At 60.1% G+C, this 15,717-nt stretch carries 12 protein-coding genes and 1 pseudogene; 8 read left to right on the top strand and 5 right to left on the bottom strand.

Annotated elements, in window-relative coordinates; all coding sequences use genetic code 11:
- Positions 1-47: 47 nt before the first annotated feature.
- Positions 48-944, bottom strand: coding sequence for a glucosamine kinase nucleotide-binding domain-containing protein (locus tag C7411_RS28550; RefSeq protein ID WP_110387241.1), 897 nt, complete (start codon positions 942-944; stop codon positions 48-50).
- Positions 945-1,123: 179 nt separating this feature from the next.
- On the opposite strand from C7411_RS28550, the gene C7411_RS28545 reads away from it, so the two are divergent.
- Positions 1,124-1,720 (top strand): DNA-3-methyladenine glycosylase I, encoded by a 597-nt coding sequence (locus tag C7411_RS28545; protein ID WP_110387240.1) that lies wholly within the window; start codon positions 1,124-1,126, stop codon positions 1,718-1,720.
- A 313-nt stretch (positions 1,721-2,033) separates the two neighbouring features.
- Positions 2,034-2,492 (top strand): hypothetical protein, encoded by a 459-nt coding sequence (locus tag C7411_RS28540; protein WP_110387239.1) that lies wholly within the window; start codon positions 2,034-2,036, stop codon positions 2,490-2,492.
- A gap of 121 nt (positions 2,493-2,613) precedes the next feature.
- Here C7411_RS28540 and rpsU read toward each other — a convergent pair whose 3' ends face one another.
- Complete coding sequence (rpsU, locus tag C7411_RS28535; RefSeq protein ID WP_004198205.1) at positions 2,614-2,826, bottom strand: 30S ribosomal protein S21; 213 nt, start codon at positions 2,824-2,826, stop codon at positions 2,614-2,616.
- Positions 2,827-3,213: 387 nt separating this feature from the next.
- On the bottom strand, positions 3,214-4,155 hold the full coding sequence (locus tag C7411_RS28530; protein WP_110387238.1) for an aldo/keto reductase: 942 nt from the start codon (positions 4,153-4,155) through the stop codon (positions 3,214-3,216).
- A 373-nt stretch (positions 4,156-4,528) separates the two neighbouring features.
- On the opposite strand from C7411_RS28530, the gene C7411_RS28525 reads away from it, so the two are divergent.
- The 6 genes from C7411_RS28525 to C7411_RS28500 all read left to right on the top strand — a co-directional run bounded on the left by C7411_RS28525 (position 4,529) and on the right by C7411_RS28500 (position 13,881).
- Positions 4,529-5,692, top strand: a complete 1,164-nt coding sequence (locus C7411_RS28525) for a flagellin (RefSeq protein ID WP_110387237.1) — start codon at positions 4,529-4,531, stop codon at positions 5,690-5,692.
- 146 nt (positions 5,693-5,838) lie between these two features.
- Positions 5,839-7,422: a flagellar filament capping protein FliD gene (gene fliD, locus C7411_RS28520; RefSeq protein WP_110387236.1), complete on the top strand. Its 1,584-nt coding sequence runs from the start codon at positions 5,839-5,841 to the stop codon at positions 7,420-7,422.
- Between the two features lie 23 nt (positions 7,423-7,445).
- A complete protein-coding gene (gene fliT / locus C7411_RS28515) occupies positions 7,446-7,745 on the top strand; it encodes a flagellar protein FliT (protein ID WP_110387235.1) in 300 nt (99 codons plus the stop codon).
- Between the two features lie 278 nt (positions 7,746-8,023).
- Positions 8,024-11,455, top strand: coding sequence for an O-linked N-acetylglucosamine transferase family protein (locus tag C7411_RS28510; protein ID WP_110387234.1), 3,432 nt, complete (start codon positions 8,024-8,026; stop codon positions 11,453-11,455).
- A gap of 75 nt (positions 11,456-11,530) precedes the next feature.
- Positions 11,531-12,997, top strand: coding sequence for a class I SAM-dependent methyltransferase (locus tag C7411_RS37890; RefSeq protein ID WP_181431386.1), 1,467 nt, complete (start codon positions 11,531-11,533; stop codon positions 12,995-12,997).
- Positions 12,998-13,095: 98 nt separating this feature from the next.
- Positions 13,096-13,881 (top strand): methyltransferase domain-containing protein, encoded by a 786-nt coding sequence (locus C7411_RS28500; RefSeq protein ID WP_243413380.1) that lies wholly within the window; start codon positions 13,096-13,098, stop codon positions 13,879-13,881.
- A gap of 213 nt (positions 13,882-14,094) precedes the next feature.
- Here C7411_RS28500 and C7411_RS28495 read toward each other — a convergent pair whose 3' ends face one another.
- Together C7411_RS28495 and C7411_RS39040 are read right to left on the bottom strand one after the other, a co-directional pair.
- A complete protein-coding gene (locus C7411_RS28495) occupies positions 14,095-14,922 on the bottom strand; it encodes a hypothetical protein (RefSeq protein ID WP_133253712.1) in 828 nt (275 codons plus the stop codon).
- Between the two features lie 120 nt (positions 14,923-15,042).
- Positions 15,043-15,216 (bottom strand): annotated as a pseudogene (locus C7411_RS39040) (AlpA family phage regulatory protein); the annotation flags it as partial.
- Positions 15,217-15,717: the final 501 nt, after the last annotated feature.

Below are 15,717 nucleotides of genomic sequence, written 5' to 3'. Positions count from 1 at the left end.
CGGCTATGCCGTTGCCGCCCCCGTTCGCGCCCCTTCTCGCCAGCCACTCAGCTATCCGCGGCAGCGCGGGCCAGCCGCTGGGCCTCCATGTGCGCGAGCCGAAGCGCGCCGGTCGCGGAATCGGCGAGCGGCGCGCGCAGGCGATCGCGCACCGCCTGCGGCACCCACTCGCGCAGCGGCTGCCCAAGGCCGCCCGAGAGCGCTGCCGGCAGCTTGCCCGAAGGATCGAGCGCGGTGATGAGTTTCGCGATCTCCACGCCGGCTTCGGCGAGCAGCCTGGCGACGAACGGATGTTCGCGATGCGCGAGGACGACCGGGGCGAGGCTGGCATAAGCCGTCTGGTTGGCCGCGCACTGCCACACGATAAGACTGTCGCGATCGGTGGCCCGCGCGTGTGCGAGCAGGGCCCGTGCGAAGTCGTCCATGGGCACGCGTGCATCGAGCGCCTGTTGCGCCCAGACGATGGCGCGCAGGCCGAACCAGGCACCGCTCGCTTCGTCTCCCGAGGGAAAGCCGAAGCCACCCGCAATGCGGCACTGGCCGTCCTCGCCGAGGACCGCGGCGATGCTGCCCGTGCCAAGGGCGACCACCACGCCTGGCGCGCCGCCGTGCGCGCCCAGCAGCGTCGTGTAGGCGTCGCTTTCCACCGCGAGTCCGGCCACCGGGGGCGCGGCGGCGAGAAAGGGCGCCAGCCAGTCGGGGTTGTTGACGCCCGCGAGCCCGCAGCCGAGCACGCATTGCGACCAGTCGAACGCGAGCCCGGCCTGTGCAAACGCCGCGCGGCAGCCTTCCTCGATCGACTGCCAGGCCCGTTCGATACCGAGCCCGAGCCCCGACGGCCCGGCGGACGCGCGCGCGAGGTCGGCGCCATTGGTGTCGCCAAGCGCGATGCGCGTACCGGTGCCGCCGCCGTCCACGCCAATCAACCAGGAGTATTTCTGCATGATGTCCGCCGCGCCTCGCGCGCCTGTGAGTCCGGTTCGAAAACCAAAATTTTTGTCGTGCCGCAGAGACTAACGGCTTCCCCGGGTTCGCACAATCGGCCATCCGGCCAGGGTGGCGGCGCGGCGCCAATCCGCTATGCTTGCGTGGCTCGAACGACGTCTCGCGAGGAGAATTTACCGTGACACACCGCTGCAACTGGGTATCGGCCGGCGCGTCGCCGCAGTACGTGCAATACCACGACGAGGAGTGGGGCGTACCGTCGCGGGACGACCAGCACCTGTTCGAAATGATCGTGCTCGAAGGCGCACAGGCAGGACTGTCGTGGTCCACGATACTCAACAAACGCGAAGGCTATCGCCGCGCTTTCGCCAACTTCGACATCGCCAAGGTTGCGCGTTTTACGCCCAGGCACGTCGAAACGCTCATGCAGGACGCCTCGATCGTGCGTAACCGGGCCAAGATCGAGGCCGCCATCGCCAACGCCCGCGCCGTGCAGCAGATCCAGGCGGAACACGGCTCGCTCGCGAAGTTCGTCTGGTCGTTCGTGAACGACACGCCCATCCAGAACGACCTCGCCTCGTATCGCGACGCACCGGCCTCTACCGAAGTCTCGGACGCCCTTAGCAAGGCGCTCAAAAAATACGGCTGCAAATTCGTTGGCACGACGATCTGTTACGCGTTCATGCAGGCTGTCGGCATGGTCAACGACCATGAGCGCGACTGCATGTGCCGCAAGGCCTGTGCAGCGCTTGGCAAAAAGAAGCGCCGCGCCTGAGCGCGGCGAAACCCGCGCGCATTCCCGCCATATCAGCGCGAATGGGGAAAGTCCCGAGCGGGAGGACGCGCGTCCCAACCGGTTGGCCGGCAAGGCTTCGCGATACGCGAGGGCGCTAGCTCTCTACGCCAGCCGAGGCAATTTCTCATCGCTACCGTGCGCAGCCCAACGGTTTTCCCATGGCGTGCCGTTATAACGGGAAGCGAATGCAGGCGCGTCAGGGGAACGGGTAGTGATGCCGGCTGGAAGGCCGGCGCCGCCGCATTAGAAGGGAATTAACCTGTGCCCGGCACCTCGGCAACAGGGGGCTGAAATGAAAAACGTTCACTTCCTGAGTCATCAGGAGATCTTCGACCGTGCGGTGGCCCATCTCTTTGGCCAGGGGGGCGCGGCACTTCTTCCACGCGGCGGCGGCGCGTACCGGGGCGGCGGCTGTGGGGGCGGCTACGGCGGCGCGCACAGCTACGGCGGATGCCCGGTCGGCAGCTTCATCCGGCCACGCGACTATATGACCGCCATGGAAGGCATACCTGTGCGCTACCTCGGCCGTGATGCGAACGACGTGCCGCTCTATATGGATGTGGGCGTCGTCGCGTTGAAAAAGGCACTGCTGCGCGCCCATATCAACATCTACGATCCCGCTACGATCAACTTGCTGAGCTGCCTGCAGAACGTGCACGACGTATTTGGCGTATGGGAATGGCGCGAACGCCTTTGCTCGATTGCCGCGCAGTTCGGCTTGTCGCTCGACCAGCTGAAAAACGCCGCCTGAATTCGACCGGTGCGCAGGGGCTACGCCCAAACACGCGCAAGTACGCACAAACGCAAACGGCGGCGCAGCTTCTTGCGAAGCATGCGCCGCCGTCTGGCGGAACACCGAAAAGCGAAAAAGCTTAGTGGAGCTTCTTCGGCAGCATCTGGCTGCGCAGGCGCTTGTGCAGACGCTTCACAGCAGCTGCCTTCTTGCGCTTGCGAACTGCCGTCGGCTTTTCGTAAGCTTGACGCTCACGCAGTTCGGCGATCAGGCCGTTCTTTTCGATTGCGCGGCGGAAGCGGCGAATCGCCACTTCGAACGGCTCGTTTTCCTTCAGAAGAATCGTCGTCATGTATTTCCTAACTCAAATCGCTTAATACGGTTCAAATGCGCGAGCGTCACAGCCGCTCACGCGCCGGCCCTCCGGTCGTTCGCCACATTGGGGCTAAACGAGAGGCAAGGCGGCCACGGAGGCCGGAAAAGAGAAGTAGGGGGTTCACAGCGGAACGCGATCAGGTCGACCTTGCTGCAACACACCTGACCGCCGGTTTGCGGCCGCCAACAGTAACGAACACGGCAACAAAACAGGCAAAGATCTCAATTCACTCCCAATGATATCAGGAAAAGATCCGCCTGACCAGGGGTTTCTTGATTCTAGTCAGGCACTTGCGCGGAGCACCACAGCCACCGCGCAAGCCCCTTCAATCAGGACACCTGGGTTAATACCCTTGCCCGCCGGTCAGGCACTCGCGTCGTTGAGCGCCTGGATGTCGGCCGGATCGAGCTTCAGCCGCACCGCCGCGGCAAGGCTCTCCAGTTGATCCAGCGAGGTCGCGCTCGCGATCGGCGCGGTAATGCTCGGGCGCGCGATCAGCCATGCCAGCGCGACCGCCGCGAGCGTGCTGCCATGACGCTCGGCCACGTAGTCGAGCGCCGCCAGGATGCGGATGCCGCGGTGATCGAGGTACTTCTCGACGCGTGAGCCGCGCGTGCTCTTCGCGAGATCCTCGCGCGAACGGTACTTGCCCGAGAGAAAGCCGCTCGCAAGGCTGTAATAGGGCACGACCGCGAGCTTCTGCGCCATGGCCGCCGGTTCGAGATCGGCCTCGTAGCGGGCGCGGTCGTACAGATTGTATTCGGGCTGGATGATCTGGTACGCGGGCAGACCCGAGTTCCTCGAAACCGCGAGCGCCTCCTCGACGCGCGCGCCCGTGTAGTTCGATGCGCCGATTACACGCACCTTGCCGGCCTCGATCAGTCGCTGGTACGCGCCGAGCGTTTCCTCGAGCGGGACTTTCTGGTCGTCCTCGTGCGAGAAGTACACGTCGATGTAATCGGTCTGCAGGCGACGCAGCGAATCTTCCACGGCAGCCGCGATGTTGGCGGCGGAAAGCCCTGGGCGGCGCGCATCTTTTGCCACCTTCGTTGCGATCACCACCTTGTCGCGCTTGCCGCTCTTCGCGATCCACTTGCCGATGATCGTCTCCGACTCGCCGCCCTGGTTGCCGGGCACCCAGGCCGAGTAGACGTCGGCGGTGTCGATGAAGTTGAGGCCGGCGTCGGTGAAGGCGTCGAGGATCGAAAACGAGGTGGCTTCATCGGCGGTCCAGCCGAAGACGTTGCCGCCGAACATGAGCGGGGCGACCTGCAACGAGGAAGTGCCGATCCTGCGTAGTTCCATAGGGCCTCCAGAAAAAAGGGCGAACGGGGAACCGCTGAGCATACGCCGCCTCGCCGCGCGCTGCAGCCGGCACGGGCGCGCGGCCCCGGGGCGCACCGCGCGTGCCCGCGCTAAACCACGCGCGATACCTGCCGTAAACACGCTTGCAAACTGGATTACGCAGTCGTAGGTGCGGGAAAGAGCGGCAAGCACGCAGCGGCGCGAGAGGATTTTTTATGCACTGCGCAATTGAGGTCTCGATTGTCGATGCTTCCCCTCAAGTTTTTCTTACCCACGCCGACAACCTTCACTGAGGCGGCCAGCAATGAAAGATTGCACCCGCCGCGGCCATAGTGGCTTGTAACGGGCTTTCAGCCCGCTTAGGAGAATTTCCATGCTCGGAATTAACAGCAACATCAACTCGCTCGTCGCGCAACAGAACCTGACGGGCTCGGGCAGCGCGCTGTCGCAAGCGATCACGCGCCTGTCGTCGGGTAAGCGCATCAACAGCGCAGCTGACGATGCAGCAGGCCTCGCGATCTCGAACATCATGCAGACCCAGATCAACGGTCTGAATCAAGGTGTGTCGAACTCGAACGATGGCGTTTCGCTGGTTCAAACGGCATCGAGCGGCCTCTCGTCGCTGACGAGCAGCCTGCAGCGTATCCGCCAGCTGGCCACGCAAGCGGCCAACGGCTCGATGACCGCAGACGACCGCGCAGCACTGCAGCAGGAAGTCTCGCAGCAAGTTTCGGAAATCAACCGTATCGCTTCGCAAACGACGTACAACGGCATGAACGTGCTGAACGGCACGCTCGGTAACGTGTCGTTCCAGGTCGGCGCGAACGTCGGACAGACGATCAGCCTGAGCCTGACGCAAAACATGTCCGCCGCTTCGATCGGCAGCGGCGTGCCGCAGGCTGGTCAGACGCTCGGCACGTTCAGCGGCCTGAGCCTGACATCGACTGGTGCATCGGCGGCGGGCTCTGCAGTGACGATCACCGCTATCAATGTGGTTTCGGACGGCAGCGGCGGCTTCACGTTCACCGACCAGAACAACTCGGCTCTGACCTCGGGTGCAGTCAACACACTGTTCAGCGGCGGCACCGTCAGCGGCAACAGCATCGTCGGCTCGGGCACGGCACTCACCCTCGGTGACTCCGGCCTCAGCGGCCTCGGTACCGCAGGTGGTTCGGCAACCGACGCAGCAGTGCTTTCCCAGGTCAATGCCTACAACGTGCCGACGACGGTTGCAAACGTCAACATCAGCACGGCAAGCGGCGCCAGCATGGCCATGGAGTCGATCGACAACGCACTGAATGTTCTGAACAACCTGCAAGCAACGCTCGGCGCAGCGCAGAACCGCTTCACGGCAATCGGCACGACGCAGCAAGCCCAGTCGACCGACCTGTCGACGGCCCAGTCGTCGATCCAGGACGCTAACTTCGCGGAAGAAACGGCGAACCTGAGCAAGGCGCAAGTGCTGCAGCAAGCAGGTATCTCGGTGCTCGCACAAGCGAACTCGCAGCCGCAGCAGATCCTGAAGCTCCTCCAGTAATACGAGCTTCTCTAGCCCAAGCATTGCGTGCCCGGCCGCCATACCCGAGGCACGCAATGCAAGCCAATCGGGAGGAGCGCCTCCCGATTGGCGTTTTCCAAAGCTGAATCGATACACACTGCAACGCCGACGCACGGAGCCTCTTCATGTCCACCGTATCCAGTTCGACAGCCAGCACGATCGCAAGTAGCGTCGCTGCTACCACCGCAGCGAGCAATGCCGCTCTGCAGCAAGCCGCCCAGTCGATCGTCAGCGGTTCGACCGGCAACTCGTCGATGGACGTGAATTCGCTCGTCACGGCGCTCGTCAACGCCAAGATCGCCGGCCAGGCCGCCACGATCAGCGCCGAGCAGACGCAGGACAACACCGAAATCTCCGCGTACGGCGCGCTTTCCGCCGCGCTCTCCGCACTTCAGGCAAGCCTCTCGCCGCTCTCGGACGGCACGACCCTCAATGCGTTCAGCACGACGATGAGCGGCACTGGCATTACGGCCACCGCGGGCAGCGGCGCGGCTGCAGGGTCCTATTCGCTCGACCTGAAGCAGGTGGCGCAGGCCCAGGTGCTCACCTCGACCGGCTACGGCGCAACAACGGCGCTCGTCGGATCAGGGGGTTCGGCCACGATGACGCTTACCGTCAACGGCGCCAGCACCACGATCTCGCTCAATAACTCCAACAGCACCGTCGCAGGCATTGCGTCGGCGATCAACTCGGCGACCAACAATCCGGGCGTGACGGCGACGGTCGTCAACGGCGCCGACGGCGCACACCTCGTGCTGCACTCGACATCGACCGGTTCGCAGAACGGCATCAGCATCACCATCAGCGATTCGAATTCCAGCGACGCAGTGAACAACCTCGCCGTGACGACCACATCAGGTACGGCGATCACGAGCGCAAACGCGACTTCCGCGAACCTCACCGCCAACCAGTCGACGATCTCCAGCACAACCAGCTGGACACAGTCCACGGCCGCACAGGACGCCTATTTCACGATCGACGGCACCGGCGCCACCAGTTCGACGAACACCGTGACTTCCGCATTGTCGGGCGTCACACTGAACCTCACCGCAGCGGCCGTCGACACGTCGGGCACGGGCAGCGGCGCACAAACGCTCACGGTTTCGCAGAACACGAGCGCCGAATCCAGCGCGATCAACAATTTCGTCACGCTGTACAACACGCTCGTGACGACGATGGCCACGCTCACGTCGTTCAGCTCGACCTCGACGTCGCAAGGCGTGCTGCTCGGCGATTCGACGCTGAACATGATTCAGAACCAGCTCGCGACGATCGTGGCAACGGGCGTAAAGAGCGGCAACACCACGACGAGCCTTGCTTCGATCGGCGTCACGCTGAATTCCGACGGCTCGCTTTCGGTCGACAATGACACGCTGAACACGGCACTGCAGAACAATCAGTCGACCGTGGCGGCGCTGTTCAATTCGACCAACGGCGTGGCCGCGCAGTTGAACAACAACATCACGAGCTATACGTCGAGCACGGGCATCATCACGACGCGGACCAACGCGATCCAGACCGACCTGACAAACCTTTCGACGCAACAGTCGAATCTCGCCGATTACCAGTCGCAGCTCACGAGCATGTACACGGCACAGTTCACCGCGCTCAACACGCTGATGGCGACGATGAACAGCAATCAGCAGTACCTCACGCAGCTCTTCGGCGGCACGAACAGCGCAGGCGCGCTGGCCACCAACAAGGGCTGAGCGCTTCCAGCAGGAGAGACGACATGGAATTCGCAGCGCCCATCGATCGCATCTGGAGGATCACGAAGGACATCGAGCAGGCGGCGGCCGTCGGCGAATGGGAAAAGGCGGCCGAGCTCGCGAACGAGCGCTCTCCCCTTCTCATGTCGCTTTCCGCGAAGCAAACGGGCGCCGCGCTCGACGTGCTCAAGCAGGTTCACGCGATCAACGCGCGTGTCGCCGCAGCGGCGGAGTCGGCACAAAGCACGCTCAGCGCCGAGTACCGTTCTGCAATACAGGCAACGCGCAACGTGAACCAGTATCAGCGCGTTGCGCAGTTCTGAAGCACGGACTTCGCAGGGCGTGCAGGAATAACAACCAATCATTGTGCCCCTTAGGGTGCATTCGCGTACTTCGGCCCGCCTCATGCGGGCTTTATTTTGTGCGTCCTCATCGCGCACGCCTCTGGCAGCAACGGCCGGCTACCCCGCCCCCATCTCCGCCCTTCGCTCGCATCGCCGAATTGGCGGGCGTTTTGACGTCAACTCGGCAATTCGCTCCGACTGAGCGCCCTCGATAATTGACTTATTTCTGCTAACTGCGGCGCAAGCACGCCTTCGTCATGACCGCTTTCCCAACTCCGACTGAAACCACCGCGCTAGCCCCCCAATCGCAAATGGGGGACGACATCCGGCTCGTCATGGAAGCCGGGATCGAACATCATCGCAAACAGGAATACGGCGAAGCCGAAGCCCTCTACGCCATTGCGCTGGAAGCGGACAGCGACCATGTCGACGCCAACTACCACATCGGCGTGCTGTACATGCAAACGAACCGGCCAGCCGAGGCCGTGCCGCACTTCGAAGCGGTGCTCGGCCACACGCCGAATTTCGCGCAACTTTGGGTCTACTACTTCAACGCCCTCACCGCGAGCAACCAGTTCGAAGCCGCACGGATGGCGCTCGACGTGGCGCGGCAATGCGGCGTTCCCGGAGATGCCATCGAGACGTTGACTGCGTGTTTGCCTCAGCAAGATGGCCGGACGGCGTCGGAGCCCTTACACAGCGCTTCGCACGCAGCCGTGACATCTGATATTTCGCCAATACTCGAAGCGTCGGACACGCCCCGCACAGCGAAACTCGATCTGCGTCGGGCAAGTTCCAAGGAACTGCGTCAGTACACAGATCTCTTCAACAGCGGAAAAATCGAGGCTGCCCTGCAGGTTGCGCGCCGCTTGACGACACATAATCCGTCGCATGGCGAATGTTGGATTGCGCTCGCACACGCCCTGCAGCGCACAGGCAACTACGCAGAGTCGCTAAATGCGGCCGAACGTGCCGCCAGCCTGCTGCCGAACAATCTCCTCGCCCAGACGATGCTGGCTGATGCCCTGCATATCACTCGCCAGTTTCAGCAAGCCGAAACGCACTGCCGCAAGGCTCTCGAAAGACATCCCGAGAGCGCCGCTCTGCATCGCACACTGGGTGCCGCCTTACAGGCATTGGGCCGAGCCGCTGAGGGTATTGCCCGCATCCAGCGCGCTGTGGAATTGGCACCGGGAGACCCACTTGAGCTCGACGCGCTAGGCAACGCGCTGTCCGAGCACGGTCAGTACGATGAGGCGGAAAGCGCATTCCGCCGTGCGCTCGAACTCGCGCCAATGCAGGCGGCGACGCATAGCAACCTGCTGTTCTGCCTGATGCACAAGACTGATCTCGACGCCGCGACCGCATTCTCGGAATTTCGCGAGTATGGGGTGCGCCATGAAGCCGCACTGCGTGCGAACTGGCCGCAGCACACCAATGAACGCGATCCGTCGCGGCGCCTGCGGATCGGCTTTGTTTCTGGCGACCTGATCAATCACCCGGTCGCGTATTTCCTCCTGTCAGTCGTAGAGCATCTGGCGCGCGACACGAGCCTATCCCTGCACTTCTATTCGAACTATGCGGTTCGCGATGGCTTCACCGCGCAGATCAGGGCACAGGCGCACGGTTGGCATGAAATCTTCGGCATGAGCGACGCAATGGTTGCCCAGAAGATCCTCAATGACGGCATCGATATTCTCATCGATCTGTCCGGCCATACCGGCCGCAATCGGCTCGTGGCCTTCGCGCACAAGCCAGCGCCGGTCCAGGTAAGCTGGATCGGCAATCCAGCCACGACCGGTCTGACGTCCATCGACTATTACATGTCGGACCGGTTTGTCACGCCGCTCGAACAGTTCGCCAGCCGTTTCTCGGAAAAGCTCGTGTTCCTGCCGGCTCTCGCGCCGTTCAAGCCGTACGCCCAAGCGCCGGAGGTGAGCGAGCTGCCCGCCTTGAAAAACGGCTACCTGACATTCGGCAGCTTCAGCCGTCTGGTCAAGATCGGGCCGGAAGTCGTGGCGCTTTGGGCACGCGTGCTGCGCGAGATACCGACTTCGCGCATGCTCATTGGCGCGATCACGTCGATCGAACAGATGAACAAGCTGGCCAAGCTGTTCGCAGGCGAAGGCATCGACGTAAGCCGCATCAGCTTTATGCAGCGCAAGGGCACCGACGAATATCTGCGCCAGCACCAGCAAGTCGATGTCTGTCTCGACGCGTTCCCATTTGCCGGCTCGACTACGACCATGCACGCGCTGTGGATGGGCGTTCCCACCGTGACGCTGCCCGGCGTTTCGATGGCGAGCCGCGGCAGCACTGGGTGGCTCTCGCACCTTGGCCTCGAAGAGGCATTCGTCGCGCACGACAAAGATGACTTTGTACGCAAGTGTGTCGCGCTGGCCGCCGACCTCGACGCGCTCGCGACAGTACGCCGCGAGCTTCGCCAGCATTGCGTGCAGTCGCCCATCATCAGCGCAAGCACGATCGCCAACGCCGCGTCGCGGGCGCTGCGCACCATGTGGCAGCGCTGGTGCGACGGGCTCGAAGCCGAGCACTTTGAGGTCCTGGCACAGTCCAGTGACACCTCCGTCCCTAAAGACAGCCAGCCGAGCCAACTGTCGCGTGAGCAACGCGCTGAGTTGCTTGGGGAATTCATCGATACGCTCACGATCCTGCTCGACAAGCAGCAGTTTGACGAGGCCACGGCCGTTGCCCGCCAACTCACCGTGCTGATGCCTGAAGTCGGCATGGGGTGGCGTATGCTCGCAACGTCGTTACGCCAGCAAGGCAAGCTTTCAGAGGCACTCGAGCCTTTGCGCCACGCTGCTGCCCTGTTGCCGAGCGATCAGAACATCCACCGCGAACTCGCTGTTCTCTCCCAATACGCGAACGACCGCGCACGCATCGCCCCGGTCAATGAGCCGCGTCCGGCGGCCGAGTTTCTAGCGGTACGGGAGGGAAGCCGCCAATACCGACATCCAGTCGGTGCCCTGGTCGCAAACATCCCCGTGCTGATCCCGGCCTTCAACAACACCACGTATCTGCGCAGAATGGTATCGCAGCTCCAGTCCAAAGGGCTCAGAAACCTCATCGTTGTCGACAACGCATCAAGCGCACCTGCCATGCTGAGCTATCTCGAGAGCATTCAGGATACGGTGAGCGTCGTGAGGCTCGACGATAACGTCGGGCCTCGAGCTATCACGCTATCGGACGTCATCTATGACCGGTTACCAGATCTCTTCTGCATCACCGATCCGGATCTCGAACTGAATCCGGAACTGCCGGGCACATTCCTCTTCGATCTGATAGACGCCACTGAGGCCTTACGAATTGGCAAGGCCGGCTTTGCACTTGATATCTCGCAACCCGAACTAATGAACGAGAAGGCCCTCGGAATCTTGCAAACCGACGGCGCTAATACGTACAGCCTGCTTCAATGGGAAGCGCGCTTTTGGCAACACAAAGTCGGCTCGACGGCCGCCGGCGACCCGATCTACCAAGCCCCGATCGATACAACCTTCGCGCTCTACAACAAGCGGTATTTCCTCCGCGAATCTCACCTGGCTGCGGTCCGTTTTGGCGGTCGATATACGTGCAAGCACGTGCCCTGGTACAAGGACAATGGACTAGATGCTGCGGAGGATAAGTACTATCGCGAACACCAGGAATGGTCGACGTTCCTTAAGTAACCGTCTCGCTTCGTCGTTCAATCAAACCATCACGATCGCCCGGTGTCACTTCCGGGCGACATTGCAAGGATTCACATGAAGTTTGCTGTGACCATCGTTTCGCCGCCTGGCTTTGTCCATTCGGCAGCGTTCCATGAGGTTGCCGAGACCCTGCATTACGGTCTGATTGCGCTTGGTCACGATTCCGTCCTAACTACCGAGGGGCGACTGCGCGGGCGCCGGCACATCGTCCTCGGGCCAAACCTGCTTCCCCACCATCCACTGGGGCTTGCCGAGGACGCGATCCTCTATAACCTGGAACAGGTTCAACAGGGTTCGCAATGGTTTACGCCGGCGTTGCTGGAGGTCTACCGGCGCTACGAGGTATGGGATTACAGCCAGCAGAACGCCGAGCGGCTGGCGGCCCTCGGGGTAACCGTCTCCGCGATTCTCCCGATCGGATACGCTCCAGAACTCACCCGTATTACGCACGTCAGCGAGCCGGATATTGATGTCCTGTTCTTCGGATCGGTCAACCCGAGACGCCAGGCCACGATCGATCAGATGCGCGCACTGGGGTTGCATGTCGAAACCCTGTACGGCGTGTATGGCGCTTCGCGCGATGCAATGATCGGTAGATCGCGCTTGGTCCTGAATCTGCACTACTACGAAGCCAAGGTGCTGGAGATGGTGCGCATCGTCTATCTCCTGGCCAACCGCTGCGTTGTTCTAAGCGAACACAGTTCGGATCTTGCAGAGGACGCCGCACTTGCAGACGGCGTTGCATTTGCACACTACGACGCCTTGCCGCGGATGGCGCTGCGGCTAGTAGCGTCGCAAAAAGAACGCGAGCGACTGGCCGCGAACGGTTTCTCGCTCATCCAGTCGCGCCCGGTCACGACATACCTGAAAGCTGTATTGGATCAGATGTGCAAGGACGGCGTGCCAGAACCCGTAGGCGAACCAGTCGTGACAATCCCAAAGAAACTCAATTTCGGCTCAGGAAAAAGCTGGAAGGACGACATGTTCAACGTCGACATCCTGGCGGAACGTGATCCAGATCTGCTCTTCGATTTCAACCACGCCTTCCCGTTTAGTCAGTCGCTTTCGACAAGGCGGTTCGGTGAGGTTGCGATCCCGCGTGGTCATTTCGAGTACATCCTCGCCGACAACGTGTTGGAGCATATCCCCAACCTCATTACCGCCATGACCAACTGCCTCGAACTGCTTGCTGTCGACGGCATTTTGGAGGCGATTGTCCCATATGATCTTTCTTACGGTGCGTGGCAGGATCCCACACACGTCCGGGCATTCAACGAACGAAGCTGGCTCTATTACACGGACTGGTGCTGGTATGTTGGTTGGACTGACTACCGTTTCGACGTTGTCGAACAGCGTTATACGGTCAACGAATACGGCGCCGAACTGATGCAGCAGTTCAACGACATTGCCAAGGTTGCGCGCTTTCCGCGAGCGGTCGATGCAATCCAGGTCAAGCTGCGCAAGCGGGCTACCACACCTGCCGAAAAACTAAACTACGAAACCTTCATCAAAAGCGCTTGAATTCCGTGGACCGGCTAATCGCAAGCCCCATTGACACAATCACACTGAAATAGTCACAGAGAGATATTATGCATCCGTCCGCAATGCTGAATGGAAAGATGTTCTTCGACACCTACGTTGCGAGAATTGGAGAAGTGACCGTCGTCGACATCGGGGCCCAGAACGTCAACGGTTCCCTGCGCGAAGTCGCTCCCGATAATGCAAAATATATCGGGGTGGATTTCGTCAAGGGAAACGGCGTGGATATCGTGATAAACGATCCTTATCAACTGCCCTTTGAAGATGAATCCGTCGATGCGGTAATCAGTTCATCCTGCTTCGAACATTCGGAGATGTTCTGGCTGGTTTTCAACGAAATACTCCGCATCTTGCGGCCCTCCGGACTCTTCTATCTCAATGCGCCGTCCAACGGGATGTTCCATCGATACCCGGTGGACTGCTGGAGGTTCTATCCGGAAGCAGGAAAAGCAATGGTGACATGGGCCCGTCGTCAGGGACTCAACCCAGTCCAGCTTGAATCGTATGTCAGCGTCCAACACAACGGCGTGTGGAGCGATTTCATCGGAGTTTTCCTCAAAGATGAAAGTCATCTCGGCCATCATCCCGAACGTATCATCGATACTTTCCAGAATTTTCAGAATGGAATGAAGCATGGCCATTCGGGAATTCTGAAATACTCCGAATATCCTGAGGATATGCAGAGGATCGAATCACTTACGCAGAAGGTCCGTGAGCTTCAACATCGGGAATTACAAATGTTCAATGCGCTTGAAGTATCGAAACAAGCGCTTGAACGAGCGAGGGTCGAAGTTACCGCAGCTAACCAACGCGCTGAAACTGCGCAAGAATTGCTTGCGAAAAACGGAAACAAATCAGCGGCGTAACAAACCGTACGGTGCCGGCATGGGATCTACATCGGCTTCAAAATCCAACTATCCGGCTCCGTGCGACATAGCCTCCATCCGACTAAACTGATTGCAGTTGCAGACGAAATGCTTTGGAAGAAGGGGGTAATGGTGGGAAACCTGCCATCTGGTAACGCAATAAAAATAAAGCTCGCCTTTGAGTGGGCTTTTCTCTATACAGTACTTTCGACGCTATCGACCGACATAAACTCCGTTCACAAAATTGCAATCGGTATCCGGCCCATACAACTTCGATATGTCGATGTACTGTGCACCATGCATCGTCTGTACCCCCAACATCGGAAGACGAACGTCGAACACTTGACCGCAATTCGTCTGCATGCCAATTCGAGCCTGCTTTCTCATTGACCTAGCATTGTCCTCAATGCGCTGATTCGCCAACAATCTCGCTTGTTCCTCTTCCTGGCGCTGCTCATCGAGTTTCGCTTTTGCCAACGCTCTTTGGTCGAGTTCGTTCTTGAACATCTTCAAATACGCATCGTTCAATTCGCTCTCCTGGATTGAATGAACGACGTTTTCGGCGTCGGCTTTATTGACCGAATAAGGCTTGGTCTTGAGCATCGACGCACCAAGACTCGTCGTCACCGAAACCATGGCCCCGAGCTTGCTGAAGCTGCCGAATTGGCTATTGCAGACCGTGTAGGGCGCAACATCCTGGCTCGCGTTCGAGTCACACCAAGCAACCTCGCTGGGGATGGCTAGATACCAATTGCGCTTGTCTTCCGAAACCCAAAATATTTCCTGCAGTTGATTTCTCGACAGCTGATTTCTGGATATCGAGTCCAATACCCAACCGCCGTGCTCGTGCGTCACCCGAACGTAAAAGCCACGAACTGCAATGGGCGGCTTCATGCTTGAACCGGCCAGTTTTCTATAGCTGGTATCAGTGCGGAATGTGGCAGCAGAGACTCCCGCATTCCCCTTTCCATCGACATTTAGCGATGCATCACCTCCGCAAGCCGAAAGCGACATCGCGACACAGCAGACGAGTCCAGTCAAGCTTCTCTTCATGTTCTTCCCAGGAGAAATGATATTCCAACGAAATGCTTTCGGTTTCTTTTACCCATTAGCACTCGACCAATCTATGTTTTAACGTCTTTTTTTTCAGGAACTTAATACTTAGCGACGGGCACGCGAGGCAGGAAGTGTTCGGGTTGAACGGCAGAACTTACAGTTTGAAGGACGTCGACTTGACTGGACGAGAGGACGAAACCGGAGAAAGCCGATCGAACGAGCGGAAAGTTTGACTTTTTTCGGGAACGTCGAATCGGACGCCATGAGGGCGTACAAGGTGACACGGGAGAGCTATGCTTCAGGCAGCGGCGATTCAAGGTATCGAGCGCGCTGCAGAACCTGCCGGTGGCCATCTGTGGCGAAAACTCACAGAGGAAGGAGGGAAACCGCTGAAGGCCCGGCTGGGATCGAATAAATCGGCAAAAGGCGCGCCGAATAGGGCACCAAGGGGCACCCGCCGCCTTGCGGGTACGACTTGGGGTACAACTGTCGCACCACGGAGGTTTTTTGTAACGGATTATTACGAAATGCTGGTGATGCCGGCCGACCCTCAGCGATCCATCGATAGTGAACAAACGATACAACGGCTCACGACCCGTTTCAGCCCTTCGAACACGCCCGTATTCAACGGTCGGTTACGAGATAAAACGGACGTCCATTCTCGATTACAGCGTTCACATGTACATAGTCCGTCCTGAACAATTCGGCGCGCTTGCCATCAGCGTTACGCCAGCACGTCGGCGGTGCAGCAGTTGGACAGGGCAGCGAGAACGAAGACAC

This window comes from Paraburkholderia silvatlantica (assembly GCF_003096715.1).
Lineage (GTDB): Bacteria > Pseudomonadota > Gammaproteobacteria > Burkholderiales > Burkholderiaceae > Paraburkholderia > Paraburkholderia silvatlantica.
Note: the sequence above shows the minus strand (reverse complement) of the source record. Positions and strands in the feature narration are given on the sequence as shown.

Coding starts and splice junctions, on each gene's coding strand:
- C7411_RS28550 (WP_110387241.1), bottom strand. CDS start 944: ATGCAGAAATACTCCTGGTTGATTGGCGTGGACGGCGGCGGCACCGGT.
- C7411_RS28540 (WP_110387239.1), top strand. CDS start 2,034: ATGAAAAACGTTCACTTCCTGAGTCATCAGGAGATCTTCGACCGTGCG.
- rpsU (WP_004198205.1), bottom strand. CDS start 2,826: ATGACGACGATTCTTCTGAAGGAAAACGAGCCGTTCGAAGTGGCGATT.
- C7411_RS28530 (WP_110387238.1), bottom strand. CDS start 4,155: ATGGAACTACGCAGGATCGGCACTTCCTCGTTGCAGGTCGCCCCGCTC.
- C7411_RS28525 (WP_110387237.1), top strand. CDS start 4,529: ATGCTCGGAATTAACAGCAACATCAACTCGCTCGTCGCGCAACAGAAC.
- fliD (WP_110387236.1), top strand. CDS start 5,839: ATGTCCACCGTATCCAGTTCGACAGCCAGCACGATCGCAAGTAGCGTC.
- fliT (WP_110387235.1), top strand. CDS start 7,446: ATGGAATTCGCAGCGCCCATCGATCGCATCTGGAGGATCACGAAGGAC.
- C7411_RS28510 (WP_110387234.1), top strand. CDS start 8,024: ATGACCGCTTTCCCAACTCCGACTGAAACCACCGCGCTAGCCCCCCAA.
- C7411_RS37890 (WP_181431386.1), top strand. CDS start 11,531: ATGAAGTTTGCTGTGACCATCGTTTCGCCGCCTGGCTTTGTCCATTCG.
- C7411_RS28500 (WP_243413380.1), top strand. CDS start 13,096: ATGTTCTTCGACACCTACGTTGCGAGAATTGGAGAAGTGACCGTCGTC.